At 72.6% G+C, this 26865-nt stretch carries 21 protein-coding genes, 1 pseudogene and 2 riboswitches; of the genes and pseudogenes, 11 read left to right on the forward strand and 11 right to left on the reverse strand.

The features are described from left to right. Positions 1-110 precede the first annotated feature (110 nt). Positions 111-2765, forward strand: coding sequence for a discoidin domain-containing protein (locus tag ACQP2P_RS12735; protein ID WP_433615791.1), 2655 nt, complete (start codon positions 111-113; stop codon positions 2763-2765). A 50-nt stretch (positions 2766-2815) separates the two neighbouring features. Here the strand turns inward: ACQP2P_RS12735 and ACQP2P_RS12740 are convergent, their stop codons facing one another. Beyond that, positions 2816-3451, reverse strand: coding sequence for an acVLRF1 family peptidyl-tRNA hydrolase (locus ACQP2P_RS12740; protein ID WP_433615792.1), 636 nt, complete (start codon positions 3449-3451; stop codon positions 2816-2818). 155 nt (positions 3452-3606) lie between these two features. Between ACQP2P_RS12740 and ACQP2P_RS12745 the strand changes: the two genes are divergently transcribed. Continuing rightward, the gene (locus ACQP2P_RS12745; protein ID WP_433615794.1) at positions 3607-5877 is read left to right on the forward strand and encodes a putative bifunctional diguanylate cyclase/phosphodiesterase; all 2271 of its coding nucleotides are present in this window, start codon (positions 3607-3609) and stop codon (positions 5875-5877) included. Positions 5878-5912: 35 nt separating this feature from the next. On the opposite strand, the gene ACQP2P_RS12750 is transcribed toward ACQP2P_RS12745, so the two are convergent. After that, complete coding sequence (locus tag ACQP2P_RS12750; RefSeq protein ID WP_433615795.1) at positions 5913-6371, reverse strand: Rieske (2Fe-2S) protein; 459 nt, start codon at positions 6369-6371, stop codon at positions 5913-5915. 181 nt (positions 6372-6552) lie between these two features. On the opposite strand from ACQP2P_RS12750, the gene ACQP2P_RS12755 reads away from it, so the two are divergent. Beyond that, positions 6553-7341 (forward strand): polysaccharide deacetylase family protein, encoded by a 789-nt coding sequence (locus ACQP2P_RS12755; protein WP_433615797.1) that lies wholly within the window; start codon positions 6553-6555, stop codon positions 7339-7341. An 8-nt stretch (positions 7342-7349) separates the two neighbouring features. Here the strand turns inward: ACQP2P_RS12755 and ACQP2P_RS12760 are convergent, their stop codons facing one another. The 6 genes and pseudogenes from ACQP2P_RS12760 to mmsA all read right to left on the reverse strand — a co-directional run bounded on the left by ACQP2P_RS12760 (position 7350) and on the right by mmsA (position 14404). Next, positions 7350-8723, reverse strand: a complete 1374-nt coding sequence (locus tag ACQP2P_RS12760; RefSeq protein WP_433615798.1) for a hypothetical protein — start codon at positions 8721-8723, stop codon at positions 7350-7352. Next, positions 8720-8854, reverse strand: a pseudogene (locus ACQP2P_RS12765) (sigma factor-like helix-turn-helix DNA-binding protein); the annotation flags it as partial. The gene ACQP2P_RS12760 and the pseudogene ACQP2P_RS12765, both read right to left, overlap by 4 nt. 201 nt (positions 8855-9055) lie before the next feature. Then, positions 9056-10243 (reverse strand): ROK family protein, encoded by a 1188-nt coding sequence (locus tag ACQP2P_RS12770; protein ID WP_433615800.1) that lies wholly within the window; start codon positions 10241-10243, stop codon positions 9056-9058. Positions 10244-10370: 127 nt separating this feature from the next. Further along, positions 10371-11489 (reverse strand): substrate-binding domain-containing protein, encoded by a 1119-nt coding sequence (locus ACQP2P_RS12775; protein WP_433615802.1) that lies wholly within the window; start codon positions 11487-11489, stop codon positions 10371-10373. Between the two features lie 72 nt (positions 11490-11561). Further along, a complete protein-coding gene (gene mmsB, locus ACQP2P_RS12780) occupies positions 11562-12860 on the reverse strand; it encodes a multiple monosaccharide ABC transporter permease (protein ID WP_433615803.1) in 1299 nt (432 codons plus the stop codon). Beyond that, entirely contained in the window at positions 12857-14404 is a 1548-nt protein-coding gene (gene mmsA / locus ACQP2P_RS12785) for a multiple monosaccharide ABC transporter ATP-binding protein (protein ID WP_433615804.1), read from the reverse strand. The genes mmsB and mmsA overlap by 4 nt, the downstream gene beginning before the upstream one ends. Before the next feature lie 305 nt (positions 14405-14709). Between mmsA and ACQP2P_RS12790 the strand changes: the two genes are divergently transcribed. Then, positions 14710-15945: an ROK family transcriptional regulator gene (locus ACQP2P_RS12790; protein WP_433615806.1), complete on the forward strand. Its 1236-nt coding sequence runs from the start codon at positions 14710-14712 to the stop codon at positions 15943-15945. A gap of 14 nt (positions 15946-15959) precedes the next feature. Here the strand turns inward: ACQP2P_RS12790 and ACQP2P_RS12795 are convergent, their stop codons facing one another. Beyond that, positions 15960-16703 carry an IclR family transcriptional regulator gene (locus ACQP2P_RS12795; protein WP_433615808.1) on the reverse strand — a complete coding sequence of 248 codons (744 nt, stop codon included), beginning with the start codon at positions 16701-16703 and terminating at the stop codon, positions 15960-15962. 29 nt (positions 16704-16732) lie between these two features. On the opposite strand from ACQP2P_RS12795, the gene eda reads away from it, so the two are divergent. Together eda and ACQP2P_RS12805 are read left to right on the forward strand one after the other, a co-directional pair. After that, positions 16733-17380, forward strand: a complete 648-nt coding sequence (eda, locus tag ACQP2P_RS12800) for a bifunctional 4-hydroxy-2-oxoglutarate aldolase/2-dehydro-3-deoxy-phosphogluconate aldolase (RefSeq protein ID WP_433615809.1) — start codon at positions 16733-16735, stop codon at positions 17378-17380. Then, a complete protein-coding gene (locus ACQP2P_RS12805; RefSeq protein WP_433615811.1) occupies positions 17377-18483 on the forward strand; it encodes a sugar kinase in 1107 nt (368 codons plus the stop codon). The genes eda and ACQP2P_RS12805 overlap by 4 nt, the downstream gene beginning before the upstream one ends. Here the strand turns inward: ACQP2P_RS12805 and ACQP2P_RS12810 are convergent. Then, positions 18480-19313 carry an LLM class flavin-dependent oxidoreductase gene (locus ACQP2P_RS12810; protein WP_433615813.1) on the reverse strand — a complete coding sequence of 278 codons (834 nt, stop codon included), beginning with the start codon at positions 19311-19313 and terminating at the stop codon, positions 18480-18482. The two genes, ACQP2P_RS12805 and ACQP2P_RS12810, sit on opposite strands and share 4 nt — an antisense overlap. 197 nt (positions 19314-19510) lie before the next feature. Here ACQP2P_RS12810 and ACQP2P_RS12815 point away from each other — a divergent pair, with 197 nt between their 5' ends. The 4 genes from ACQP2P_RS12815 (at position 19511) to ACQP2P_RS12830 (ending at position 25406) form a co-directional block, all read left to right on the forward strand. Beyond that, positions 19511-20347, forward strand: coding sequence for an AbfB domain-containing protein (locus ACQP2P_RS12815; protein ID WP_433615815.1), 837 nt, complete (start codon positions 19511-19513; stop codon positions 20345-20347). Between the two features lie 34 nt (positions 20348-20381). Next, positions 20382-20472, forward strand: a riboswitch (glycine riboswitch). A gap of 4 nt (positions 20473-20476) precedes the next feature. Further along, positions 20477-20578: riboswitch (glycine riboswitch) on the forward strand. 38 nt (positions 20579-20616) lie between these two features. Continuing rightward, on the forward strand, positions 20617-21957 hold the full coding sequence (locus ACQP2P_RS12820; protein WP_433615816.1) for an L-serine ammonia-lyase: 1341 nt from the start codon (positions 20617-20619) through the stop codon (positions 21955-21957). 16 nt (positions 21958-21973) lie between these two features. After that, on the forward strand, positions 21974-24163 hold the full coding sequence (locus ACQP2P_RS12825) for an MMPL family transporter (RefSeq protein ID WP_433615818.1): 2190 nt from the start codon (positions 21974-21976) through the stop codon (positions 24161-24163). A 10-nt stretch (positions 24164-24173) separates the two neighbouring features. Beyond that, positions 24174-25406, forward strand: a complete 1233-nt coding sequence (locus ACQP2P_RS12830) for a low temperature requirement protein A (RefSeq protein ID WP_433615820.1) — start codon at positions 24174-24176, stop codon at positions 25404-25406. Here the strand turns inward: ACQP2P_RS12830 and ACQP2P_RS12835 are convergent. Further along, on the reverse strand, positions 25347-26195 hold the full coding sequence (locus ACQP2P_RS12835; RefSeq protein ID WP_433615821.1) for a zinc-binding dehydrogenase: 849 nt from the start codon (positions 26193-26195) through the stop codon (positions 25347-25349). The genes ACQP2P_RS12830 and ACQP2P_RS12835 overlap by 60 nt on opposite strands. A gap of 22 nt (positions 26196-26217) precedes the next feature. On the opposite strand from ACQP2P_RS12835, the gene ACQP2P_RS12840 reads away from it, so the two are divergent. Beyond that, positions 26218-26847: a TetR/AcrR family transcriptional regulator gene (locus tag ACQP2P_RS12840; protein ID WP_433615823.1), complete on the forward strand. Its 630-nt coding sequence runs from the start codon at positions 26218-26220 to the stop codon at positions 26845-26847. Positions 26848-26865: the final 18 nt, after the last annotated feature.

Raw genomic sequence — 26865 nt, forward strand, 5'->3', positions numbered from 1 at the left:
CGTTCCCGGTCCGGTGAGCCTGACACCCCGTCGGCCGGAACACAAGACCGGGCGCCGCACCCCCGCGGCGGCTCGTCCGGCTGCCGCCATGCCCTGAATCAGGAGCAGTGATGCACACCGCCGCACCGCCAACGGCGAACCGCCGCCGCCGAACTCTGATCCTCGCCGCCATCGCCACGTTCGTGGTGCTGGCGACGTACGTGGTCACCACCACCCTCACCGCCTCGGCCGCCGACTCCCTGATCTCACAGGGCAAGACGGCCCTGTCGTCGTCCGACGAGAACGGTGGCACGCCCGCCTCCGCCGCGTTCGACGGCAACACCACCGGGACCCGCTGGTCCAGCGCGTTCAGCGACCCGCAGTGGATCCGCGTCGACCTGGGCCAGACGGCCACGATCTCGCAGGTCAAGCTCTACTGGGAGGCCGCCTACGCGACGTCCTTCCAGATCCAGACCTCGCCCGACGGCAACACCTGGACCAACGTCTACTCGACCACGACCAGCACCGGCGGGACGCAGACGCTGACCGTCACCGGCAGCGGCCGCTACGTGCGCATGTACGGCACGGCCCGGGCCACCGGCTACGGCTACTCGCTGTACGAGATGCAGGTCTACGGCTCGTTCGGCACCACGAACCCGACCAGCGGCCCGTGCAACACCACCGCCAACGCGGCGCAGGGCAAGGCGGCCGACGCCTCCAGCACCGAGAACGGCGGCACCCCGGCCTCCGCGGCGGTCGACGGCAACGCCGGCACCCGCTGGTCGAGCGCGGCGAGCGACCCGCAGTGGCTGCGCGTCGACCTCGGCTCCGTGCAGTCGATCTGCCAGGTGACCATCAACTGGGAGGCCGCCTACGGCAAGGACTTCCAGATCCAGACGTCGACCGACAACGCCAACTGGACGACCATCAAGACGGTCACCGGCGGCACCGGCGGCAACCAGGTGCTCAGCGGCCTGAGCGGCTCCGGCCGCTGGATCCGCGTCTACGGCACGGCCCGCGGCACCGGCTACGGCTACTCGATCTGGGAGCTCATCGTCAACACCGGTGGCACGTCGCCGACCACGTCGTCGCCGTCGCCGACCACCAGCCCGACGCCGACCCCGACCGGCCCGCAGCTGCCGGGCGGCGGTGACCTCGGCTCGAACGTGATCGTGTTCGACCCGAGCCAGTCCTCCGCCACCATCCAGGCGAAGCTGGACCAGGTCTTCACCCAGCAGGAGACGAACCAGTTCGGCACCGAGCGCTACCAGTTCCTGTTCAAGCCGGGCTCGTACTCGGGTCTCAACGCCCAGATCGGCTTCTACACCTCGATCAACGGCCTCGGGCAGAACCCGCAGGACGTGCAGATCCACGGCGACATCACCGTCGACGCGGGCTGGTTCCAGGGCAACGCGACCCAGAACTTCTGGCGCTCGGCCGAGAACCTCTCGGTCTACCCGGTCTCCGGTGTCGACCGCTGGGCCGTCGCCCAGGCCGCGCCGTTCCGCCGGATGGACGTGCACGGCGGCATGACCCTCGCCAGCCCGAACTGTGGCTGGGCGTCCGGCGGCTACATCGCCGACTCGCGGGTCAGCGGCAACATCAACCCCTGCTCGCAGCAGCAGTGGTTCACCCGGGACTCCACCATCGGCAGCTGGAACGGCTCCGTGTGGAACATGGTGTTCTCCGGCGTGCAGGGCGCCCCGGCGAACAGCTTCCCGAACCCGCCGTACACCGTCCTGGGCACCTCGCCGGTGACGCAGGAGAAGCCGTACCTCTACGCCGACGCGTCGGGCTACCGGGTGTTCGTGCCGTCGCTGCGCACCAACAGCAGCGGGGCGACCTGGATCAACGGCCAGACCCCGGGCACGTCGCTGCCGCTGAGCCAGTTCTACGTGGCCAAGCCCGGCGTCACGGCCGCCACGCTGAACCAGGCGGTCGCGCAGGGCCTGAACCTGCTGTTCACCCCCGGCGTGTACCACCTGAGCTCGACGGTGAACATCAACCGCGCGAACACCGTGGTCCTGGGCCTGGGCTACGCCACGATCGTGGCGGACAACGGCGCGCTGCCGATGGCCGTCGGTGACGTCGACGGGGTCAAGATCGCCAGCCTGCTCTTCGACGCCGGCCCGACGAACTCCCCGGCGCTGCTGCAGGTCGGCCCCAACGGCGCGACCGGCAACCACGCGGGCGCCCCGAACCTGATCTCCGACGTGTTCCTGCGCGTCGGCGGTGCGGGCGCGGCCAAGGTCACCAACGCCCTCGTGGTCAACAACAACAACACGATCATCGACCACATCTGGGCCTGGCGGGCCGACCACGGCGCCGGAGCGGGCTGGACCTCCAACCCCTCCGACACCGGGCTCATCGTCAACGGCCAGAACGTGACCGCCTACGGCCTGTTCGTCGAGCACTTCGAGAAGTACAACGTCATCTGGAACGGCAACGGCGGCAAGACCATCTTCTTCCAGAACGAGCTGCCCTACGACCCGCCGTCGGCCGCCGCCTGGTCCCACGACGGGATCACCGGCTACGCCGCCTACAAGGTCGCCAACACGGTCACCTCGCACGAGGCGTGGGGCATGGGCAGCTACTGCGTCTTCACCAGCGACGAATCCATCGCCGCCTACCACTCCTACGAGACGCCGGTCAACCCCAACGTCAAGTTCCACAACATCCTGACCGTCTCCCTGGGCAAGGGCTCCATCACCCACGTCATCAACGACACCGGTGATGCCGCCCTGCCGAGCGCGGTCGTGCCGCACAACGTGATCAACTTCCCGTAGGACCGTCCCGCAGACGGGCCGCCCGGCACCCCGCCGGGCGGCCCGTTCGCTTACGGCACCAGATGGATGCGCACCTTGCGGGCCGTGACCGCGGCCTCCTCCAGGACGGTCAGGCGGGGCTCGGCGACCTCGAGCAGGTGCGGGTGGCGCAGCGCGGCCAGGGCGGCGAGGCGCCGGTCGGCCAGGATCGCCTCGACCATCCCGCGGTCGCCGCCGCAGACGAGCGCGGCGAGGCTCGTGACCTCGGGCAGCAGCACCCGCTCGGCGATGTCCGCGGACTTGCCGGCGACCGCGTCGGCCTGGTTGTCGCGCCGGCGCGCGTAGCGCTGCTGGGACCAGCCGCCCGCGGCGGTGCGCCCGTGGACGTGGAACCGCTCGACCTTCGAGGACGTGATGGCGCCGTTGTCGGCGATCCCGACCGCCACGGCGCCCTTGCGGGCCAGGAGGAGCCCGATGCGGGGCGGGGAGGCGATCCCGCGCAGGAGCGCGTCGATGTCCTCGGCCGCGTCCAGGCCCGGGGGCGGGTGCAGGGTCGCCCGGTCGCCGTTGCTCGTGCCGGTCAGCGTCAGGCCGGCCTCCTCGGCGCCCTGATGGCGGCCGTAGAAGCCGTCCAGCCAGCCCCGCAGGCGCTCCGGGGAGATCTCCACCCAGCGACCGCCGCCGGCCGCCGGCTTGGCCGTCACCATGTGCGAATCCTATGCGGGGCCGGGGAGGACTCGCAGCTCGAGGCCGACGCACGCGAACGCGACCCCGACGAGGGCCGCGCTACGCGGATTCGGGGCCATGGGGCGGGAATGTTCATGAACGGCGGCGCGGTGCCGATCTCGGCGGCGTGGAGAGGGTGGCGCCCTGGCGACCGACGCGGCTGCTCATCGCGGCCGCGGCGCTCGCCGCCGGGGCCGAGATCTGGTTCGGGGTCGGCCTGCTGCACCCCACCCCGGAGCTGATCAGCTGGGCGGCGGTGCCGCCCGTGGTCGGGCTCGCCGTGGTGGGCTGCCTGCGCGCCGCCGCCGCGGACGGGATCGCGCCCGGGGCGGCCCGGTTCTGGCGGCACGTCGCGCTCGGGATGGCCCTCGTCGGGCTCGGCGCGGTCAGCAACGGCGTCGACATGCTGCGCGGGATCGTGCGGCCGCAGCACGTCGGGCCGCTGACCGCGGCGATCTACATCGCGGGGCTGGCGGTGCTGCTGTGGGCGCTGCTGCGCATCCCCGGGGCGCGGCGGACCCGCGGGGAGTGGCTGCGCTTCGGCCTCGACTCGGCCACCGTCCTGGTCGCCGTCATGACCTTCGCGTGGCACTTCCTGCTCAGCGACTGGCAGGCGTGGTCCGGCGGGAACGCGACGGGGGCCCGGGCCGTGATGTCGCTGCTCGCGTGCCTGGCCGTGTGCGTCTTCGCGTTCGTCAAGATCGCGTTCACCGGGACCGGGCCGCTGGACCGGCGGGCGCTCTACCTGCTCGCCTCGGCCGGCGGGGTCGGGGCGCTCGGCGGGGCCCTGACCCCGCTGCTGCACTCGCGGCCCTACCTCAACGGCACGCCCGTCATCCTGCCCGTCACGTGCCTCGTGCTGGGGCTGGCCGCGGACCGGCAGCGCCGCGCCGACGGGGCGATCCCGCCGACGCCGGCGCGGCGGGAGCGGCCGGGATTCGTGTCGTACACAGCCGTCTCCGCCACCTGCGTGCTCCTGCTCACCGACGCCTGGATGCACGGCGGGGACATCCTCGGCGTCGCCGCCGGCACCGTCGTGCTGGTGGTGCTCGTGGCCTCGCGGCAGCTGACCGTGCTGCGCGACAACGCCGGGCTCGTGCAGACGCTCGCCTGGCAGGCCACCCACGACTCGCTCACCGGCCTGGCCAACCGTCGTCTGCTCAGCCAGCACGTGACCGGCGCGCTGGAGCAGCGGGCGCGGGTCGCGGTCGCGCTCGTGGACATCGACGACTTCAAGGCGATCAACGACGACCTCGGCCACCCGGCCGGCGACGCCCTGCTGCGTGCGGTGGCCGGGCGGCTCGAGGAGGTGGTCGCCCCCGGGTCGCTCGTGGCCCGGCTCGGCGGCGACGAGTACGCGCTGGTGTTCCCGGCCGCCGACGAGCCCGAGGCGCTGCGGTTCCTCGGTGCGCTCGCCACCGGGCTGCGCCGCCCGCTCGACGCGGCCGGGCACGCCCTCGTGGTCGAGGCGAGCATCGGGGTCGCGGTCGGCGGCCCGGGCACCCCGGCGGGGGAGCTGCTGCGGCGCGCGGACGTGGCCATGTACGCGGCCAAGATGCAGGGCAAGGGCCGGCAGGTCGCCTACGACCCGGCGATGGACCAGCGCGGCGCCGAGCAGGCCCGGGTCGCGGCCGAGCTGCGCACCGCCCTCGACACCGGCCAGCTGCGCGTGTTCTACCAGCCCATCGTGCGCCTCGACGACGGCTGCCCGGTCGGCGTGGAGGCGCTGGTGCGCTGGGTGCACCCCGAGCGCGGCCTGATCCGGCCCGACCTGTTCATCCCGGCCGCCGAGCGCACCGGCATGATCGTGCCCGTCGGGCAGTGGGTGCTGGCCGAGGCGTGCCGGCAGGCGGCCCGCTGGCGCCGCGAGCTCGGGCCGGAGGCGCTGCGGTACGTCTCCGTCAACGTCTCCCCGCGCCAGCTGCGCGAGTCCGGGTTCGCCGGGCGCCTGCGCGACGAGCTGCGCGCCGCGGGCCTGCCGCCGGCGTGCCTCATGGTCGAGGTGACCGAGACGGCGGTGTTCGACGGTGGCTCCGCCCTGGACGAGCTGCACGAGGTGAAGCGGCTGGGTGTGCAGGTCGCCCTCGACGACTTCGGCACCGGGCACTCCTCGCTGGGCCTGCTGCGCACCTGCCCGGTCGACGTGCTGAAGGTGGACAAGTCCTTCGTGGACAACGTGACCGAGGCCGGCGCCCGCTCGGTCATCGCCGAGGCGCTCATCGGCATCGCGGACGGGCTGCGGCTGCGCGCGGTCGCCGAGGGCGTCGAGACCGAGGCCCAGGCGCAGGCGCTGCGGCGGCTCGGCTACCAGTACGCGCAGGGCTACCTCTACGGCCGCCCGGTCCCGGCCGAGGAGCTCACGACGCTGGGCCGGACCGCCGCCGGGCAGGTCGCGGTGCGCGGATAGCGGCGGCCCGGGCGCGGGCCGCCGCCATCGCCCGGTCAGTCGGGCAGCCGCACGATCGAGGTCCCGTCGACCTCGCTCTTGAGCAGCTTCAGACCCGTCGGGGTCGGGCCGTCGATCTTCGAGCCGTCGGCGATGCTGAACTTCGACTGGTGCGCGGGGCAGACCGCGATGCCGTTCTGCGGCGCGGTCACCAGGATTCCCTTGTGGGGGCAGGCGGCGTCGAACACCTTGAAAGTTCCACTCACCGGCTGCGTGATCAGCACGCCGTTGGCGACGATGCCGCCGCCGACGGGCACCTGGGCGGTGTCCGCGACGGTGGTCTTCGCGGGGGCGGACGACTGGGCCGGGGCCGGTGATGTCGCGGCCGGCGCCTTCGCGGTGGCGTCGCCGTCGCCGCAGGCGGCCAGCAGGGCGGCGGCGCTCAGGCCGCCGAGGCCGGCGAGCAGGGCCCGGCGATGGGCGCACGGCAGCGTTTGCGCGGGTACTTCGGTCATTGCCACGATGTCCTCTCGGCGTGCGGGCACGGCACACCCCGCCACCACACTGTGGCGCGGCTGGTTGAGGGCTGAGCAATGATACATAGACATATAGAAGATTAACCACTGCGGGAAACCCGCAACCGGGGTGCGGGACGGCACCGAGGCCGGCCCGGGCGCCGAACCCGAGACTTGGGTGGTGCGGTCACGTCTCCTGGCCCTCGTCGCCGTGTCACTGCTCGCGTCCGGGTGTGCAGCCCATGGCGGCGAACCCGCCCAGGGGCGGCCCGGTCCTTCGGTGACGGCCTCGCGGCCGGAGGTGCCCGGTGGATCCGGGCTCAGCTCGGCGCAGCTGGCCCGGATCCCGCACTTCGGCCCGGCGCCCGCGCCCAGGCCGGTCACGGTCCCGGCCGGGCCGTCCGCGGGCTGGTACAGCGCGATCCCGACCGACCAGCCCGTCGCCTTCATCACGATGGACGACGGCTGGACCAAGGACCCGCACGCGCTCGCGCTGCTGGAGGCCGCGCACGTGCCGGTCACGCTGTTCCTGGAGATCAACGCGATCAAGTCCGACCCCGGCTACTTCACCCGCCTCCAGCAGGCCGGCGCGGTCATCGAGGCGCACACGATCTCCCACCCCGACCTCAAGGGCAAGTCCTACGAGGCGCAGAAGCACGAGATCTGCGGCTCCGCCGACGAGCTGGCCCGGCTCTACGGGCGACGGCCGCTGCTGTTCCGGCCACCGTACGGCGACAAGGACGCGACCACCCTGCGCGTCGTGCACGACTGCGGGATGAAGGCCGCGTTCTACTGGCGGGAGACGACGGACAAGGGCATCGTGCGCTACCAGGCCGGCCAGAAGGTCAAGGCGGGCGACATCGTGCTCATGCACTTCCGGCCCGCCTTCGTCGACGACTTCCTGGCCGTGCTCAACGCCATCGCCACCGCCGGCCTCACGCCCGCGCTGCTGGAGGACTACGTGAGCTGACGGCACCGTCAGTCCCAGTTCCAGACGTACTGCTCCCCTTGGGAGAACCGCTCGAAGCCCCGTGGCTCGGCGAACCGGGTCGCGGCCACCGTGGCGCCGGACGCGTCCAGCGCGTCGACGGTCAGCGTCGCGGGCAGCGGAGCGTCGATGACGCCGACGCCGCCGGTGAGCGTGACGAGGGGGTCGCGGGCGCCGGTGACCCGTAGCCGGGTCGCATCGGGCGGGGCGATCACCAGGAGCCGGTCGCCGAGCTGCAGCCGTTGCTCGTGCGGCAGCCGTACCACCACGAGCCGGTCCGACGCCGCGAAGGCCTTCGTCAGCCGGGCCAGGCCGTTGCGGCCGAGCCTCGCGGACGGCGGCTCGCCGGACACCGCGCCGATCTCGATCGCGTCGCCGGTGCCGGTCGCCGCGCACACCTCGACCGCGCCGCCGTCGAGCACCCCGAGCGCGACGACGCTCGGCCTGCCCTCGCCGGCTGGCGTCCCACCCCATAACACCCGCGTTGAGCGCACCTCGAGGCCGGGCACGCTCCCGCACCACGACACCGTCTGCTCGGCCGTCTTCGGGTCGGCGCTGCCGCGCTCCGCCGGGGGGAGGCTCGGCCTCGGGGGAGGCGGGGTCACGTACTGCGAGACGTGCACGCGCACCACGCCGTCGCAGGTCACCTGCCACACCAGGTTGGAACTCGGATTCGCCGTCCACTCGCCGCCGCCGCGGGTCCACGAGTGCACGAGGGTGCCGTCGGCGTGCACGGTCGTCGTGGTGGAGTACTGCACCTCGCAGCCGGGCGGGGCGATCACCCCCGACAGTCGGTCGTGTCGGCCGACCCACATGAACGGGCTCACATCGCCCGCCCTCCCCCCGTAGCGGGCCGAGACCAGGTCCGCGATGGGCCCCTCGGCCGGGGCCCACGCGCCGACGTACATGGCCCGCTCGTCGTTGTAGTAGGCCGCGCCGAAGCTGCGCTCGCCATCGTCGTCGAGGGCGAGGAACAGCACCTTGACGCGGTCCAGGGCCGGGTCGACGGCCCAGCGCGCCCGGGCACCGTCCAGCGCCGTGCGCAGCGCCTCGACCAGGCCCCGCTCGCCCGCCAGGTTCCCGCGGGTCGGGGCGTCGATCACCTGCCGGCTCCACCGGTCCAGCCCGACGGCCGGCGTGAAGTACGACGGGGCCGGTGCGGGCGCCGGGCTCGGGCCGCTCGCCGTGAGCGCCTGGGTGCCGAGCAGGGTGGCGACGACCACGGCCCCGATGCCCGCCCCGGCCCAGCGCCGCAGGCCGCGACGGCGGCGGCGCAGGAGGCGGCCGAAGGGGTCGGGGGCCGGGCGGACGCCGGCGACCGAGCGCGCCATCTCCTCGCGGAGCCGCTCCTCCAGGGTGCTCATCGCTCGCTCCTCTGCGCGTCGCCCGACTCCAGCAGCACCCGCAGCCGCGCCAGCCCGCGCGACGCCTGGCTCTTCACCGTCCCGACCGAGCAGCCGAGCGCCTCGGCGGTCTCGGCCTCGGACAGGTCCTCGGCCGCGGGCGGCGAGCCCGTGAGCAGGTACGCGGTGTGCAGCAACTCCGTGTACCGGACCCGCACGAACTGCTCGAAGCCATCACCCGGCACGCCTGCCGCCTCCCGTCGGACGCCGTCACAGCATGCACGCGGGGGCGCCGCGAAAGGTTGAGCGGGAGCGCACGCAGGAGCGCGGGGTGCCCGGGCCGAACGTGCCCCTCAGGGGCGGCCCGCGTAGAGGGGGTCCGACAGCAGGGACTCGAACGCGAGCTCCGCCGCGCCCACCAGGGGAGCGTCGTCGCCGAGCTGGGGGGTGTGCAGGGCCACGTGGGCGCGGCAGGCCGGCAGGGCCATCGTGAAGAGGCGCTCGCGCACGCGGTCGGCGCCGGCCAGGTACAACTCCCGCAGCGTGCCGCCGAAGACGACCACCGTCGGGTTGAAGATGTTCACCAGGTTGGCCACGCCGAAGCCGAGCCAGTCGGCCGCGTGGGCCACGGCCGCGCTCGCGTCCGGGTCGCCGGACCGGGCGGCGAGCATCGCGGCCGCCACCGCCGCGCCCGGGGTCGCGACCGTGCGGCCCGCGAGGTGCAGCAGGGCGCGCTCGCCGATCTCCGTCTCCCAGCAGCCGCGCGAGCCGCAGCCGCACAGCCGGCCGGACGGGTTCACGACCATGTGGCCGACCTCGCCGCCGTGGCCGCCGTAGCCGGTGATGCGCCGGCCGCCGGCGATGATGCCCGCGCTGATGCCAGCGTCGCCGTGCAGGTAGATGACGTTGTCGGCGCCCGTCGCGGCGCCGCGGGTGTGCTCGGCCAGGGCGGCGAGGTCGGCGATGCCGCCGAGGAACGGGCCGGCCGGGGGGCCGGACCGGGGCCGCACGGCGTCGGCCATGCCGTGTGCGAGCTCGGATTCGATCGTTTCATCCGCCCAGCCGAGGTGGTGGCGCACCGAGGCGGACACGGCGAGGCCGGAGCCGACGAGCACGGCGTCGGCCGGGGCGGAGCGCTGCATGTCGGCGACGAGGCCGGCCAGCGCGGCGATGGTCGGGGCAGGGTCCGGGCCGGGCGGGCGATCGGCGGTGCGGCCGTCGAGGACCTTTCCACCGAGCCCGACGCGGGCGGCCCGCAGACGGTCGAGCTCCAGGCTCAGCGCGTACCCGTACACGCGCGACGACCGCGGACGCACCACGATCGAGGGGCGGCCGGCGCGACCGGTCTCGTGCGGTACACCCTCGTCGACCAGACCGGCGGTGGCCAGATCGGCGGTGAGCGCGCCGATGGTGCTGCGGTTCAGGCCGAGCCGGCTCGTGAGCTCGGCCCGCGACGTGGCGCCGCGGACGTGGATGTAGCGCAGCAGGGCCCCCAGGTTCTGCCGGCGCACCGACTCCTGCGGGCTGGTCGAGGAGGACACGCTTCACGCCTCCCGGCGCCGCCGCCGGCCGATCGGTCCGGGCCGGCGAGGGCTGTGTCTTGGCTGGAACGCGCGTGGGTCCCCGGAAAAGCGCTCCGGGGACCCACGACGCTGTTGCCGGTGTGCCTTACTTGGTGAGCGGGGACAGCTTCGGGTCGTTGGCGTAGGCCTCGGCCGCGTTCGCCTTGGTCACGATGACCGGCGGGAGCAGGTAGGCCGGGACGACCTTGACACCGTTGTTGTAGGACTTGGTGTCGTTGATGGTCGGCTCGCCGCCGCCCTGGAGCGCCTTGACCATGTTGATGGTCTCGGCCACCAGCTTGCGGGTGTCCTTGTTGATCGTGGAGTACTGCTCGCCGGCCATGATGCTCTTGACCGACTCAACCTCGGAGTCCTGGCCGGTGACGACCGGGACCGGCTTGCCGGCGGCCTTCACCGAGGTGATGATCGCGCGGGCCAGGGTGTCGTTCGGGGAGAGCACGCCGTCCAGCGTCTTGTCGCCCTTGGCGTAGGTCGAGGTCATGATGGTGTCCATGCGCGACTGCGCACCCTCGGCCTTCCAGCCCTGGATGGCGGTCTGCTTGACGTCCTTCTGGCCGGAGCCGACGATCAGGTCGCCCTTGTCGATGAGCGGCTTGAGCACGTCCATGGCGCCGTTGAAGAAGACACCGGCGTTGTTGTCGTCCGGCGAGCCGGAGAACAGCTCGATGGTCCACGGGCCGGTCGGCTTCTTGGCCTTCATGCCGTCCAGCAGGGCCTGGCCCTGCAGCTGGCCGACCTTGAAGTTGTCGAACGCGATGTAGTAGTCGACGTCCGCGGTGCCGGTGATGAGCCGGTCGTAGGCGATGACGATCGCGCCGGAGTCCTTGGCCTGCTTGACCTGGGTGCCCAGCTGCGCGGCGTCGGTGGCGCCGATGACGATGACCTTCGCGCCCTTGGTGACCATGGACGAGATCTGCGACTGCTGGTCGGCGACCGTGGTCGACGCACCGGCGTACTGCACGTCGGACTTGAAGCCGGCGTCCTTGAGGCCGTTGGTGAACAGGTCACCCGCGAGCACCCAGTTCTCCGAGGTCTTCGACGGCAGGGCGACGCCGATCAGCGCGTCCTTGGCGAAACCCTTGGCCGCCGCGCCGGAGGCGCCGGTGCCCGAGTCGGTGCGGTCGCTGTTGCCGCACGCGGCGGTGCTCAGCGCAACCAGCGCGACAGCGCTGACCGCGAGGCTCCTGGTGAGGAACTTGCGCATGGCTTTGAAAGCCCTTTCTTTCGGGATGTTACTGGGGATAGGGGCGTCTGCCGCGGGTGTGCGGCGGGTGGGTCAGCCGCCGACCGGAGTCCTGATTGACTCCTGGCCGGCTTGGTTGGGCGCGGCGGGATCGGTGCTCTCCTGCCGACGGAAGGGGCGCATGATCGATCCGATGATCGAGAACCGCCCCTGGCTCTTGTTGTAGACATCCAGTGCGACGGCCAGCAGCAGGAACAGGCCGCGGATGATCTGCTCGCGGTCGGTGCCGATGCCGAGCAGCTGCAGGCCGTTCTTGAGCACGGCCATGACCAGACCGCCGACGATGGAGCCGCTCACGGTGCCGATGCCGCCGGCGACCGCGGCGCCACCGATGAACACGGCGGCGATCGCGTCGAGCTCCCAGCTCAGGCCGTCCTGGGGGCCGGAGGCGCCGGAGCGGGCCACGAAGATCATGCCGGCCAGCGCGGCGAGGATCCCCATGTTCATGATGACGAAGAAGTTGACGCGGCGCAGCTTGACGCCGGAGAGCTCCGCGGCGCGGGCGTTGCCGCCGACGGCGTAGATGTGCCGGCCGCCCGCGGTGTTGCGGGTGTAGAACGAGTACGCGATGACCAGCGCGGCCAGGATGCAGCCCGAGATCGGGAAGCTGGTGCCGACGCGGCCGCCGGCGAAGCGCAGGGTGGCGAACAGGATGACCGCGACCATGATGGCCATGCGCAGGATCGAGACCCACATCGGGCTCTGCTCGGCCTCCATCTGGCGGCGGGTCTTGCGCGACTGGAACTCGCGCCAGATCACGGCCAGGCAGGCGACCAGACCCAAAATCAGGGTGCTGTTGTTGTACCCCGTGTTGGGGCCCCACTCCGGAAGGTACCCAGCACCGATCTTGGTGAAGGCCTTCGACACCGGAATGGTCTCCGCGTTGCCGATGAACTGGTTGCCGCCGCGGAATATCAGCATGCCGGCGAGCGTGACGATGAAGGCCGGGACGCCGATGTAGGCGACCCAGAAGCCCTGCCACGCACCGATCACGGCGCCGACCGCGAGGCCGAGCAGGATGCCGGCCCACCACGGCAGGTTGTGGTCGCGCATCGTCTTGGCCACGATGATGCCGACGAACGCGGCGACCGAGCCGACCGAGAGGTCGATGTGGCCGGCGACGATCACCATGAGCATGCCGATGGACAGCACGGAGATGTACGCGTACTGCTGGGTCAGCGAGATCAGGTTGCCGGAGTTGAGGGTCAGCCCGTCGGTCCACCACTGGAACAGCAGGATGATCGCCACCAGCGTGAAGATCATCGTGAACTGGCGGGCGTTCGAGGTCGTGCCCCCGAACAGGTTCTTCTGGAGGTCCTTGAGTCGGCTCATCGCGTCGGCATCTTCTTCGTAGAGGTCATCTGCTTCATGAGGAGTTCCGGGTTGGCCTCACTGCGGGGGACCTCACCGGTGATGGTGCCTTCGAACACCGTGTAGATGCGGTCGCACAGACCGAGCAGCTCCGGCAGCTCCGAGGAGATGACGATGACGCCTTTGCCCTGGTCGGCGAGCCGCTGGATGATGCCGTAGATCTCGTATTTGGCGCCCACGTCGATGCCGCGCGTCGGCTCGTCGAGGATCAGCAGGTCGGGGTCGGTGAACATCCACTTGGCCAGGACGACCTTCTGCTGGTTGCCGCCGGAGAGCTTGCCGACCCCCTCGTCGACCGTGGGGGCCTTGACCCGCAGGGCCTTGCGGTACTCCTCGGCCGCCTTGTGCTCGGCCACTTCGTCGATGACGCCGTGGCGGATGATCTTCGACAGCTTGGCGGCGACCATCGAGGTCTTGATGTCGTCGAGCAGGTTGAGCCCGATGGACTTGCGGTCCTCGCTGACATACGCCAGGCCGTGGCTGATCGCCTCGGCCACCGACCTGAGCTGGACCTCCTGGCCGTCCTTGAAGATCTGCCCGGACTGGTAGACGCCGTAGGAGCGGCCGAAGAGGCTCATCGCCAGCTCGGTGCGCCCGGCGCCCATGAGGCCGGCGAAGCCCACGATCTCGCCCCGGCGGACGTTGAAGCTCGAGTTCTTGCAGACCAGCCGGTCGGCCGCGATCGGGTGGCGGACCGTCCAGTTGCGGACCTCGAAGAAGACCTCGCCGATCTTCGGGGTGTGATCGGGGTAGCGGCTCTCCAGGTCGCGGCCGACCATGCCGCGCACGATCCGGTCCTCGTTGACGCCCTCGGCGCCGACCTCGAGGGTCTCCACCGTCTTGCCGTCGCGCAGGATCGTGATGGAGTCGGCGATCTCCTCGATCTCGTTGAGCTTGTGCGAGATCATGATCGAGGTGATGCCCTGCGCCTTGAACCCGCGCAGCAGGTCGAGCAGGTGCTTGGAGTCGTTCTCGTTGAGCGCGGCGGTCGGCTCGTCGAGGATGAGCAGCTTGACGTCCTTGGCGAACGCCTTCGCGATCTCCACCAGCTGCTGCTTGCCGACGCCGATGTCCTTGATGAGGGTGTCGGGGTCGTCGCGCAGGCCCACCTGGGTCAGCAGCTCGTGCGCCTTGCGGTTGGCGGCTTTCCAGTCGTAGGCCCCGTTGCGCCGGGGCTCGTTGCCCAGGAACAGGTTCTCCGTGATCGACATGTGGGGCACCAGGGCAAGCTCCTGGTGGATGATCACGATGCCGGCCTTCTCGCTCGACCGGATGTTGCTGAAGCGGCTCTCCGAGCCCTGGTAGAAGATCTGGCCGTCGTACGAACCATAGGGGTAGACGCCGCTGAGCACCTTCATCAGCGTCGACTTCCCGGCGCCGTTCTCGCCGCAGATCGCGTGGATCTCGCCTTGACGGACCACCAGGTTGACGTCGCTGAGCGCCTTGACGCCCGGGAACTCTTTGGTGATGGACCGCATCTCGAGCAGAACCGGTGCGGTGCTCATGCCTCGAGCCCCCTTGTCACCGACATCATGTTGCCTCCGAGGGGCTACTGGAACCACTGCCGCAAGGCCAGGTTTGTTGTGACGACCAACTTATTCCAGTGTGGCGATCCTGCCCAGTCCCGCCGGTCGTTTCTTGGTAACAATCCGGCAATGATCTAGTGCCGTGGCCGCCATCGCGGCGGCCGGGGAAGCGCTCTCACGTGTCCAGGGCGTTAGCCGCGCGTGTCGGACTCTAAATCCAATTGCTTTACTAAGTCAACGGCGCGGGGCATCATGTAGGTAACGGTACGTAGGCGGGAGGCCGGGTGCGGCAAGTCGGGACAAATCTCCCCAAGGTCGGTCAGTACAACCGGGCGGTCGTGCTGGATCAGATCCAGCTGGCCGACGGGACGAGTCGCGTGGAGATCGCGGAGCACACCGGCCTGACGCCGCAGACGGTCTCCGGCATCGTGCGCCGGCTGATCGACGAGGGGATCGTGCGCGAGGACGGCGCGCGCTCGTCCAGCGGCGGCAAGCCGCGCACCGTGCTGCGCATCAACGCCGACGCCGGACGGGCCGTTGGGCTGCACTTCGACCCGGTCGAGCTGGCCTGTGTCGTGGTCGACCTGCTGGGCCGGCCGCTGGTCACCGCCCGCCGCCCGACCCCCGCCGACATGGATCCGGTCAAGGTCACGGCGGCGATGGCCGAGCTCGTGGGCGAGGTGCTGCGCGAGGCCGGGGTCGAGCGCGAGCGCGTGCTCGGCGTCGGGCTGGCCGCCCCGGGCCCGATCGACCAGTCGCTCGGCGAGGTCATCTCGCCGCCGCAGCTGTCGGACTGGACCCGGGTGCCGCTCAAGCAGATGGTCGCCGACGCCACCGGGCTGCCGGTCACGCTGGACAACGACGCGACCGCCGCGGCGATCGGGGAGCGCTGGGCGGGGGCCGGGCGGGGGGTCGCGAACTTCGCGTACTTCTTCCTCGGCACCGGCGTCGGCGGCGGGCTCGTGCTCGGCCACCAGGTCCACCGGGGCGGTTCCATGAACGCGGCCGAGTTCGGGCACACGTCGGTCACGGAGAGTGGTCCCGACTGCTATTGCGGCAACCGCGGCTGCCTCGAGAGCCTCATCAATCCGGCGGCACTCGTCGCCGACGCCCATCGGCTGCTCGCGGCCGGCGGTGAGAGCGCTCTCACGAAGCCCTTCCGGCGATCGCCGTCCACTGTGGACCACGGGGCCCTCTGCCGGGCCGCCGCCGCGGGGGACGCGCTCGCCGGGGGAGTGATCGACCGGGCCGCCGAGCGCCTCGCCGCGGTGGCGGTGAACGTGGTGAACATCGTCGATGTCGAGCTCATCATCGTCGGCGGGCACGGCATCCGGCACGTCGAGTCGCAGTTCCGCACCGCGGTGGTGCGGGCGCTGGGGGAGCGGGCCATCGCCCGGCGCATCCGCACCGTGGACGTGGCCCTGTCCCCGCTGGGCGACGACGCGGCCGTGATCGGCGGCGCGGCGCTGGTGCTGCACTCGACGTATTCGCCCCAGGTCTCGGCCCTGCTGGCCGGCTAGAGCAAGCCGGCCGGCTAGAGAAAGCGCCGCGCGCTGGACGCCTTGTCCACGGCCTCGGCCAGGGCGGTGGCGACCTCGTCCACTGTGGACGAAGATAGGCGGGTCCGCGGGATCGACAGGCTGATCGCGTCCGTCGCCGGGTCGCGCGTCGGCACCACGCGGGCCACGCACACGATGCCCTCGGTGTTCTCCTCGCGGTCAACCGCATAGCCGAGCGCCCGGATCGACGCCAGCTCGGCCCGCAGCGCGGCCCGGTCCGTGACCGTGTGCGGGGTCAGGGCCGGCAGCGGGTCGGGCAACAGGGCGTCGACCTCCTCCGGGGTGCGCGCGGCCAGCAGCGCCTTGCCCAGCGCCGTGGCGTGGGCCGGCAGGCGGCGGCCGATCGCCGAGTAGAGGCGCAGGGGGTGCGTCGACTCCCGCTTCGCCACGTAGGTGATGTCCGCGCCGTCCAGGCGCCCCAGGTGGGTCGTCTCCCCGAAGCGGGCGGCGAGATCGTCGAGGATGCCGGCGAGCAGGCCCACGGTGTCGTCGGCGTCGAGATAGGCCGCGCCGACCTGCAGGGCCCGCAGCCCGAGCCGGAACCGGGTCTGCGTCGTCTCGATCCAGCCGCGGGCCGCCATCGTGCGCAGGATGCCGTGCAGGCTGCTCTTCGGGATGTCGAGGGCTCGCGTGAGCTCCGACAGCGTCGACGGGCCGCCGGTCGCCAGGGCCTCCAGGATGTCGAGGGTTCGGTCGGCGGACTTGACGGGAGTGGTCACACGGCCTCCGATGCACTATGGTCACATGTGTGACCAACGTTCAGCATACTGAACAACACCCCGTTGTCGAAACCATCGCGGCCGGGAGGATCGTGCCCGTCGTCGTGCTCGAGGACGCCGCCGACGCCGCCGGCCTGGCCGACGCGCTCGTCGCCGGCGGCCTGGGCTGCGCCGAGGTGACGTTCCGGACCGCCGCCGCGGCCGACGCCATCCGGGCCATGGCCGAGCGCCCCGGCATGCTCGTGGGCGCGGGCACCGTGATCAACGCCGCGCAGGTCGACCGGGCCGTGGCGGCGGGCGCGCGGTTCGTCGTCAGCCCCGGCTTCAGCGCGTCCGTGGTGGCGCGCTGCCAGGAGCACGGCGTGCCGGTGTTCCCCGGCGTCGCCTCGCCGTCCGAGATCATGCAGGCCCTGGACGCCGGCCTGGACACCGTGAAGTTCTTCCCCGCCGAGCAGCTGGGTGGCGTGCCGATGGTGAAGGCCCTGTCGGCCCCCTTCCGCACCGTCCGGTTCGTCCCCACCGGTGGCGTCAACACCGCCAACCTCGCCGACTACCTCGCGGTCACGTCGGTGCTGGCCGTGGGCGGGACCTGGATGGTCGCGCCCGAGCTGCTGGCCGCCCGCGACTGGGCCGCCGTCACCAGCCGCACCCGAGACGCATTGGAGCAGGCCCGATGATCACCGTTCGACCGGCCGCCGAGTGCCGCTACGACCTCGTCTCCCTCGGCGAGGTCATGCTCCGCCTCGATCCGGGCGAGGGCCGCATCCGCACCGCCCGGCAGTTCCGCGCGTGGGAGGGCGGCGGTGAGTACAACGTGGCCCGCGGACTGCGCCGCTGCTTCGGGCTGCGCACCGGGCTCGTCTCCGCGTTCGCCGACAACGACGTGGGCCGGCTCCTCGAGGACCTGATCCTGCAGGGCGGCGTGGACACGACGTTCGTGCGCTGGATGCCGTACGACGGGATCGGCCGGACGGTCCGCAACGGCCTCAACTTCACCGAGCGCGGGTTCGGGGTGCGCGGCGCCGTCGGCGTCTCCGACCGCGGGCACACCGCGGCCGCCCAGCTGCGCGCCGGCGACGTGGACTGGGAGCACCTCTTCGGCGAGCTGGGCGTGCGCTGGCTGCACACGGGCGGCATCTACGCGGCCCTGTCCGAGACCACCCCGGACACGATCGAGGCCTGCCTGACCGCCGCCCGCCGGCACGGCACGGTGATCTCCTACGACCTCAACTACCGGCCGAGCCTGTGGAAGGCGATCGGCGGCCAGGAGCGGGCCCGCGAGGTGAACCGGCGGCTGGCCGGCCTCGTCGACGTGATGATCGGCAACGAGGAGGACTTCACCGCCTGCCTCGGCCTCGAGGTGCCCGGCACCGACATCCACGCGGGGGCGCTGGACTCGGCGAACTTCCGCACGATGATCGCGGCGGCGGTCGCGGCCTACCCGAACTTCCAGGTCGTCGCGACCACCCTGCGCGGGGTGCACACCGCCACGGTGAACGACTGGGGCGCGATCGCTTGGTGGAAAACGGCGTCCGGCGGGGAGTTCGCCGAGGCCACCCACCGCCCGGCCCTGGAGATCCTGGACCGGGTCGGCGGGGGCGACAGCTTCGCCTCGGGCCTCATCTACGGGCTGATGACCTTCGGCGACCTGAAGACGGCCGTCGAATACGGCGCGGCCCACGGCGCCCTCGCCATGACCACGCCCGGCGACACCTCGATGGCCAGCCTCAAGGAGGTCGAGGCCCTGGTTGCCGGGGCCGGCGCGCGGGTGCAGCGCTAAAGCAAAGAAGCCAGGAGCTCGATCTGGTCGGGGTCGTCGCCCCAGCAGTAGAGGACCAGCTCGTCGGCGCCGAAGTCGCGGTACGCGGCCACGGTGTCGGCGAGCTCGTTCGCGTCGGCGATCGGCTCGCCCCAGCCCTCGCGGCCGGTGAACGCGTAGTACGCCGCGATCGCCGACCGGGCCCGGGCGACCGACTCCGGCGAGCCGGCCGCGGCGTTGACCTGGCAGACCAGCCGCGGGCGACCGGGCCGGCCGGCCGCCGCCCACTGCTCGTGCACGGTGCGCACGAGACCGCCGGCCCACCCCAGCGGGGCGGCACACAGGAACCCGGCTCCGTGGCGGGCGACCCGGGCCAGCGCGGGCGGCGCGAACCCGCCGACGAGCAGTGGCGGGCCGCCCGGGGTGACGGGGGAGGGGCCGATCGGCGCGAGCGGGTATGCGGATCCGGACCAGATGGCCGCGAGGTCCGTCAGCGTCCGGTCCATGATCGCGCCGCGGCGGTCGAGGGGAACGCCCGCGGCGGCGTGGTCGTCGTCGCGGCCGCCGATGCCGACGCCGAGCCGGAGCCGCCCGCCCGACATGCGGTCCAGGGTCGCGGCCTGCTTGGCCAGCAGCGCGGTGGCGCGCAGCGGGGCGAGCAGCACCTCGGTCTGCAGCCGGATGCGGGTGGTGGCGCCGGCGAGGGTGGCCAGCGCGACGAGCGGCTCGGGGTTGTCGTAGGCGAGGCGGTCCAGCAGGGCGACGGTGGCGAAGCCGGCCGCCTCGGCGCGGCGGGCCCACTCGGGCAGGCGCGCGGGGTCGCTGACGGGCAGGCCGAGACCGATTTCCATGTGGTACTCCCAGAAGCAAGAACGGCAGCGAGCAGTGCTGTCGCCACCTCCTCCCCGCGACTGCTGCGGGGTCCCGCGCCCGTTCTGCGACGTGTCCCGGGGGCGCGGAACGCGGAGTTCCAAGGCCGACTGTACCAGCCCAACAAATCAAAATATTTACAACAATGAAATGAACACAGTCCACCGCGCCCCGCAGCGTGCTCATCCACCTGGGCACCAACGACGTGGTGCAGAACTACGACCTCGGCAACGCGCCCGCGCGCCTGTCCGCGCTCATCGACCACGTGCGCACGGCCGCGCCCGGCGCCGACGTCTTCGTCGCCTCGATCATCCCGCTGGCCGACGCCGGGCGGGAGGCGGCCGCGAACGCGTTCAACGCCACCATCCCCGGCATCGTGGCCGGCAAGGGCGCCAAGGTCCACTTCGTCGACATGCACGCCGCGCTCGGCCCCGGCGACCTCGCCGACGGGGTGCACCCGACCCGGGCGGGCTACGACAGGATGGCCGCGCGCTGGGCCTCGGCCCTGGCCGCGGTGCCCGGCTCGGCCGGCGACGACGGGGCCGCGACCACGCTGCCGGCCGGCTCCTCCATCTCGCTGCGGGCCACGACGGCGTGCTGCACCACGCGGTACGCCCGGCACATGAACGGCCTCGGCTACACCGAGACGGTGTCGTCGGGCAGTGACCAGCTCCTGCGGCAGGACGCCACCTGGCGCGTGGTGCCCGGCCTCGCGGGCGGGTGCTACTCCCTCCAGGCGAGCAACTACCCGGGCTACTACCTGCGCCACCAGAACGGCCGGGTGAAGATCAGTGCCGACGACGGCACGGCCCTGACCCGCGCGGACGCGACCTGGTGCGCGAAGACGGCCCCCGGCGGGGTGCGGCTGGCGTCCTGGAACTTCCCGGGCTCCTACCTGCGCCACATCAACGCGGAGCTGTGGCTGGCCACGCCCGGCGGCACCGCGGCCCAGGACAGCGCCGGCAGCCTGGTTGCCGACATCACGTGGGCCGTTGCCGCGCCCTGGGCCCCGTAGTACGGTCGGCCCGACAACCGCATACCGCGCTGCTCGACCCGCGACGGGAGAGTCCCAGGGAATCGGGACGCCGAAGGAGCAACTCCTCCCCGGAATCTCTCAGGCCCACGTACCGCCGCGGGAAGGCGACTCTGGAAAGCCGGGACGCCGCGTCCCGCGCCCACGGTGCAAACCGCCGGCCACCCTACGGGCGGCCGTGCCGGTGAAGCTCTCAGGCATTCGATGACAGAGCGGGGAGGCCCACCCGAGTCCTCGACCAGGGAGCCTCCGTGACGCTCAGCGCGTTCGACCTCTACTCCATCGGCATCGGCCCGTCCTCCTCGCACACGGTCGGGCCGATGCGCGCCGCCCGCCGCTTCGTCACCGGCCTGGCCGAGGCCGGGCACCTGCCGCGCACCGGCCGCGTCAAGGCGGAGCTCTTCGGCTCCCTCGGCGCGACCGGGCACGGCCACGGCTCGGCCCGGGCGGTCGTGCTGGGCCTGCGGGGCGAGGACCCGGCGACCGTGGACACCGGGACCGAGGTGGCGCTCGACGGGCGGATCGCGCTGCTGGGCGAGCACGACATCCCCTTCAGCGCCGACGCCGACCTGGTGCTGCACCGCCGCCGCAGCCTTCCCGAGCACCCGAACGGCATGCGCTTCACGGCCTGGACCGAGGCCGGCGAGGAGCTGCTCACCCGCACCTACTTCTCCGTCGGCGGCGGCTTCGTGGTCGGCCCGGACGGCGCGGTCGCCGAGGCCGAGGTGCCGGTCAAGTTCCCGTTCACCACCGGCGCCGAGCTGCTCGCGCACTGCGAGGGCCGCTCGATCTCCGACGTGATGCTGGCCAACGAGCTGGCCTGGCGCTCGGAGCCGGAGATCCGGGCCGAGCTGCTGCACATCTGGTCGGTCATGCGGGAGTGCGTGCACAACGGCTGCACCCGGCCCGAGGGGGTGCTGCCGGGCGGGCTGAAGGTGCGCCGGCGGGCGCCGCGGCTGTTCGCCGACCTGAGCGAGAAGTCCGACATGTCGGACCCGCTGCACGTCATGGACTGGCTGAACCTCTACGCTCTGGCGGTCAACGAGGAGAACGCGTCCGGCGGCCGGGTCGTCACCGCCCCGACGAACGGCGCGGCCGGCATCATCCCGGCGGTGCTGCACTACTACACGAAGTTCGTGCCGGGCGCGGACGACGACGGCGTGGTCCGGTTCCTGCTCGCCGCCGCGGCCGTCGGGATCATCATCAAGGGCAACGCATCCATCTCCGGGGCCGAGGTCGGGTGCCAGGGCGAGGTCGGCTCCGCCTGCGCGATGGCCGCCGCCGGGCTCTGCGAGGCCCTCGGGGGCACGCCCGGCCAGGTCGAGAACGCCGCCGAGATCGGCCTCGAGCACAACCTCGGCCTGACCTGCGACCCGGTCGGCGGGCTGGTGCAGATCCCGTGCATCGAGCGCAACGCGATCGCGAGCGTCAAGGCGGTCAACGCGGCCCGGCTCGCGCTCAACGGCGACGGCGCGCACCACGTCACCCTCGACAAGGTCGTGCGCACCATGCGCGAGACCGGGCGGGACATGTCGGTGAAGTACAAGGAGACCGCCCGGGGAGGCCTTGCCGTCACCGTGATCGAGTGCTGATGCGAAGCTGTGCGGCATGGCGTTCGGCGCGATGGCGAGGATCGGTCGGTTCTGCTTCCGGCACCGCTGGTCGGTGATCGGGGTCTGGCTGGTGGTGGTCGTGCTCGGCGGGCTCACGTTCGGGCCGGTCTTCAGCGCGATCGCGGACGCGAGCAACCCCAGGCACGTCGAGGCGATCGACGGGCTGGACGCCATCGCGACCGGCAACGACTCCAGCGGCACCGTCGTCGGCCTCGTCGGCCACGTCGACCCGCAGGCCCCCGCCGTGCGCACCGCCGTCGGCGCCGCGGCCGCCGACCTGGCCCGGTCGGCCGGCGTCACCGCGGTGGACACGCCGTTCTCGGTGCCGGCCGCGAAGGCCCCCGCCTACCTGGCCACCGACGGGCGCGGCCTGCTGGTCGTCGCGACCCTCGCCAAGCTCGACATCGGCGAGCGCGACGCCGTGCTGGACACCCTGCGCACGCGGCTGCACCGGCTCGACGCCGAGCTGGCCGCGGCGGGAGTGCCGGACGCGACGGTCGAGGTCGGCGGCAACCCGGTGCTCAACGCCGACGTGCGCGGGGCCCAGAAGCGCGACCTCGCCCGGGCCGAGCTGGTCTCGCTGCCGCTCACCCTCATCGTGCTCGTGTTCGTCTTCGGCGGCCTCGTCGCGGCCGGCCTGCCGGTGCTCGCCGCCGCCGTTTCGGTGGCCGCGTCCATGCCGCTGCTGTGGGTGTTCAGCCGCGTCAGCGACCTCGACCAGAACGTCGTCACCGTGGTCACGCTGCTCGGGCTCGGCCTGTCGATCGACTACGGGCTGCTGCTCGTGGCCCGCTACCGGGAGGAGGTCGCGGCCGGCTTCGAGCCCCCGGAGGCGATCGGCCGGGCCTGGGCGACCGCCGGGCGGACCATCTTCTTCAGCGCGCTCACCGTCGCCGCGGCCCTGTCCGGCCTCATGATGTTCTCGATCCACCAGCTCGGCGCGCTCGGCGCCGGGGGCGTGTCGATCGCCGTCGTCGCGATGCTGGCCGCGCTGACGTTCACCGCGGCGCTCATCGGCCTGTTCCACCAGCGCATCAAGCCCCGCGCGAAGCAGGCCACCGTCCGCGACGGCGAGCGGGGATTCTTCGCGAGCCTGTCGCGGTTCGTCCAGCGCCGCCCGGTGCTCATCGCGCTCGGCACCACCGTGCTGCTGCTCGCCGCCGGGTCACCGCTGCTGGGGCTCACGCTCAAGCTGCCCCGGCTCGAGGGCGTGCCGCGCAGCATCGAGTCGGCCCGCGTCGCCGACGAGCTCGGGTCGCGCTTCGGCCGCGCGTACCGGCCGGTGGTGACCGTCGTGGCCCGTACCGATGCCGCATCGCTCGACGCGTATGCCGCCCGGTGGGCGTCCGACCCGGCGGTGGCCGGCGTGCAGCCCGCCAAGGCCGCCGGACCGGGGGTCGCGACGGTCGATCTCGCCCTGCGCGGCGGGTCCGAGGACGACGCGGCCCAGGGGCTCGTGCACCGGCTGCGCGCCGACCGGCCCGCCGGGGTGCAGTCGTGGGTGGTCGGCGACGCCGCGATCCTCATCGACCTGGTCGGGCTCATCGCCGGCGACCTGCCCGGCGCGGTGACGGTGACGCTCGTGGCGATGGTGCTGCTGCTGTTCGCGATGACGGGGTCCCTGGTCGTACCCGTGAAGGCCGTGCTGGCCAACGTGGTGTCCCTCGGGGCCACGTTCGGTGTGATGGTCGCCGTGTTCCAGCACGGCTGGGGATCCGGAATCCTGCACACGCTCACCGTCGGCGGGCTGGACCCGTTCGTCGTGGTGATCGTGTTCGCCTTCGCGTTCGGGCTCTCGATGGACTACGAGGTCTTCCTGCTGGGGCGGATCAAGGAGTACGTCGAGCGCGGCGACGACACCGACACCGCCGTGCGCCGAGGCCTGCAGCACACCGGCCGGATCATCACCTCCGCCGCGCTGCTCATGGTCGTGGTCTTCGCCTGCTTCGCCGCGGCCGACCTCGGCCAGATCGAGCAGGTCGGGATCGGGCTGCTCACCGCCGTCGTGGTCGACGCGACCGTGGTGCGCTGCCTGCTCGTACCGGCGACGATGACGCTGCTCGGGCGCTACAACTGGTGGGCGCCCGGCCCGCTGCGGCGCCTGCACGCGCGCATCGGGCTGCGGGAGCACGCGCTGCCCACGGCCGCGCCCGCCCGGACCGCGGAGCCGGTCGCCATCGATTAATGTGACGATCATGTCCGCCCCCGCAAGCGCCGAGGAACGCCACGCGACCTGGCTGGAGCTCTTCTTCGACCTCGTCATCGTCGCCGCCGTCGCCCAGCTGGCGCACCTGCTGCACGAGGACGTCACGTGGGAGAAGGTGCTGCTCTTCGGCGTGGCGTACTACGCGATGTGGAGCGTGTGGACCGCGTTCACCCTCTACGCGAACGTCACCGGCATCCGCACCCGCCAGCGGGCCATGCTGCTGGCGATGTTCGGCATCGCGGTGATGGCCGCGTCGATCCCGCTGGTCGAGCGCGACCAGCCGGCCGCGTTCGTCCTCGCGTACGTGTACTGCCGCTTCCTGAGCATCAACTCGTTCAAGCGCGAGCACCGGATCGTGACCGAGTGGCCCGGCGTGCAGCAGGCCGTCGGCGTCATCCCGTGGATCGCGTCGCTGGGCTTCGAGACCCCGACCCGCTACTGGCTCTGGCTCGCGGGCATCGCCCTGGACCTCGTCTTCTCCATCGCCCGCGCCCGCGACCCGCAGGCGCTGCTGGCCGAGGAGCGCCGGGACCGCGAGCGCTCGCTGCGCCGCCACCACCGCGAGGCCGAGATCGCGCAGCTGGACCGGCTCGAGGCCGCGCGGCCCGACCGGCCGCACCTCGGCGAGCGCCTCGGCCTCTTCGTGATCATCGTGCTCGGCGAGGCGGTCGCCCAGCTCGTCAACGCCGCCGCCGGGGTCGAGGACTGGCGCAGCGGCCTGTGGTTCGTGGTCGTGCTCGGCTTCGGGCTGCTCGTCGCGCTGTGGTGGCTCACGCTGCGCTACGGCCCGAGCGCCGCCCCGACCTACGGCATGCGGGTGTTCACCCTGCGCCTCACCATGCCCGCGCACTACCTGACGACGGTGTCCATCGTCGTCATCGCGGCCGGCCTGGGCTCGGCCGCCGCCCACCCGCAGGGGCACGTCGAGACGGCGACACGGCTCGTGCTGTGCACCGGCGCGGCCCTGTACTTCCTGACCGCGACGGCGATCGGCGCGCGCGGCGGGGCGAGCTGGCGGTGGGTGCTGGGCTGGGGCGTGCCGTCGGTGCTCGTGTGCGTCGCGGCCGGGATCTTCGGCGGCCCGCTGCCGGCGGCGGGGCTGCTCGGCGTGGTGCTGGCCGCCGCCCTGTGGCACATCGCGTACCGCCGGGTCAGTGGGGTCTCAGCGGCCGGTCCGCACGACGACCCGGCCGAGGTTGCGCCGGCGGGCGACGAGGTCTAGCGCCGCGCCGAGGTCGTCGAGCTCCTGGTAGCGGGGGCTGATCCGGCCCGCGGCGAGCAGGTCCCACAGCTCGGCCCGCCACCCGTCCACGACCGCCGGCCGGAGCCGGTGCCACAGGCCGACCGTGAACCCGGTGACCGTGCGGCCCCCGCCGAGCAGCTCGCCCGCGTCGAGCGTGCCGCCGCCGGCGCTGAACGCCACCAGCCGCCCGAACGGCCCGAGCGCGCCGGTCCCGCGCCGCAGCACGTCGCCGCCCACGCCGTCGAGCACCACGTCGACGGGCGCGCCCCAGTCCTCGTCGTAGGTCGCGCACTCGTCGGCGCCGCACGCGCGCACGAATCCGGCCTTGCCGCCCGGCCCGGCCACGCCGACGATCCGCTGCGCACCGAGGGTTTTCGCCAGTTGTACGGCCAGATGCCCGACCCCGCTCGCCGCCGCCGTCACGAGCACCGATTCCCCCGCCCGGAACCCGGCGGCGCGCAGCGCCCCGAGCGCGACCAGCCCGCCGCGCACGACGGCGAGCGCGGTCCCCGCGTCCGGCTCCTCCGGGATGCGGTTGACGAGCCCGGGCACGCCGATCACCCGCTCGCCGTAGGCCCCCGCGAACACCACCCCGCCGACCCGATCGCCGGGCGCGAACCCGTCGACCCCGGCCCCGGCCGACTCGACGCGCCCGACGATCTCGCCGCCGGGGTCGGCGCCCGGATCGTCGCGGAGCACGCGGAGGAGCGCGACCCCGACCCCGGCCGCCTCGACGCGGATGACCAGCTGTCCCGCCGCCGCTTCCATCGACACCCCCTAGACTTCAACGGTGTTGAAGTCTCTGCGATACTCGGGCGTGCCGTCAAACCGATTGGACCGCGACCGGGTGCTGGCCGCCGCCCTGGAGCTGCTGGACGCGGACGGGCTGGAGGCGCTGAGCATGCGCCGGCTGTCGTCCGCGCTCGGCGTGCAGAACGGCGCGACCTACTGGCACTTCCGCAGCAAACAGGCGCTGCTGGAGGCCATGGCCGACGCGCTGATCGCCGGGGTGGCCGCGGGCGGGCCGCCGGTGGCCGAGCTGGCGCGGCGGCTGCGGCGGGCGCTGCTGTCCCGGCGCGACGGGGCGCTGCTGTTCTCGGGCCGCTTCTTCCCGCTGCCGAACGCCCTCGCCTACGGGGAGGCGATGATCGCGGCCCTGCGCGCGGGCGGCCTCGGCGCGCGGGAGGCGGCGTGGGCGGCGGACACGGTGACGTACCACGTGATCGGCCACGTCATCGAGGAGCAGATGGCCGCGTCCCAGCCCGACCCGGCCGCCGCGGCCGGGCGCCTGACCACCGCCGTCGACCCGGCTCGGCACCCGAACCTGGCCGCGGCGCTGCCGCACGTGGCGGCGCCCCACCCGGAGGAGCACTTCGAGTTCGGGCTGCGCATCGTGCTCGCCGGGATCGGTGCCGCGTGAGCGCCGGGGTGTGGCCGC

The sequence above is a fragment of the Dactylosporangium sp. CA-139114 genome (genome assembly GCF_050955725.1).
Classification (GTDB): Bacteria; Actinomycetota; Actinomycetes; order Mycobacteriales; family Micromonosporaceae; genus Dactylosporangium.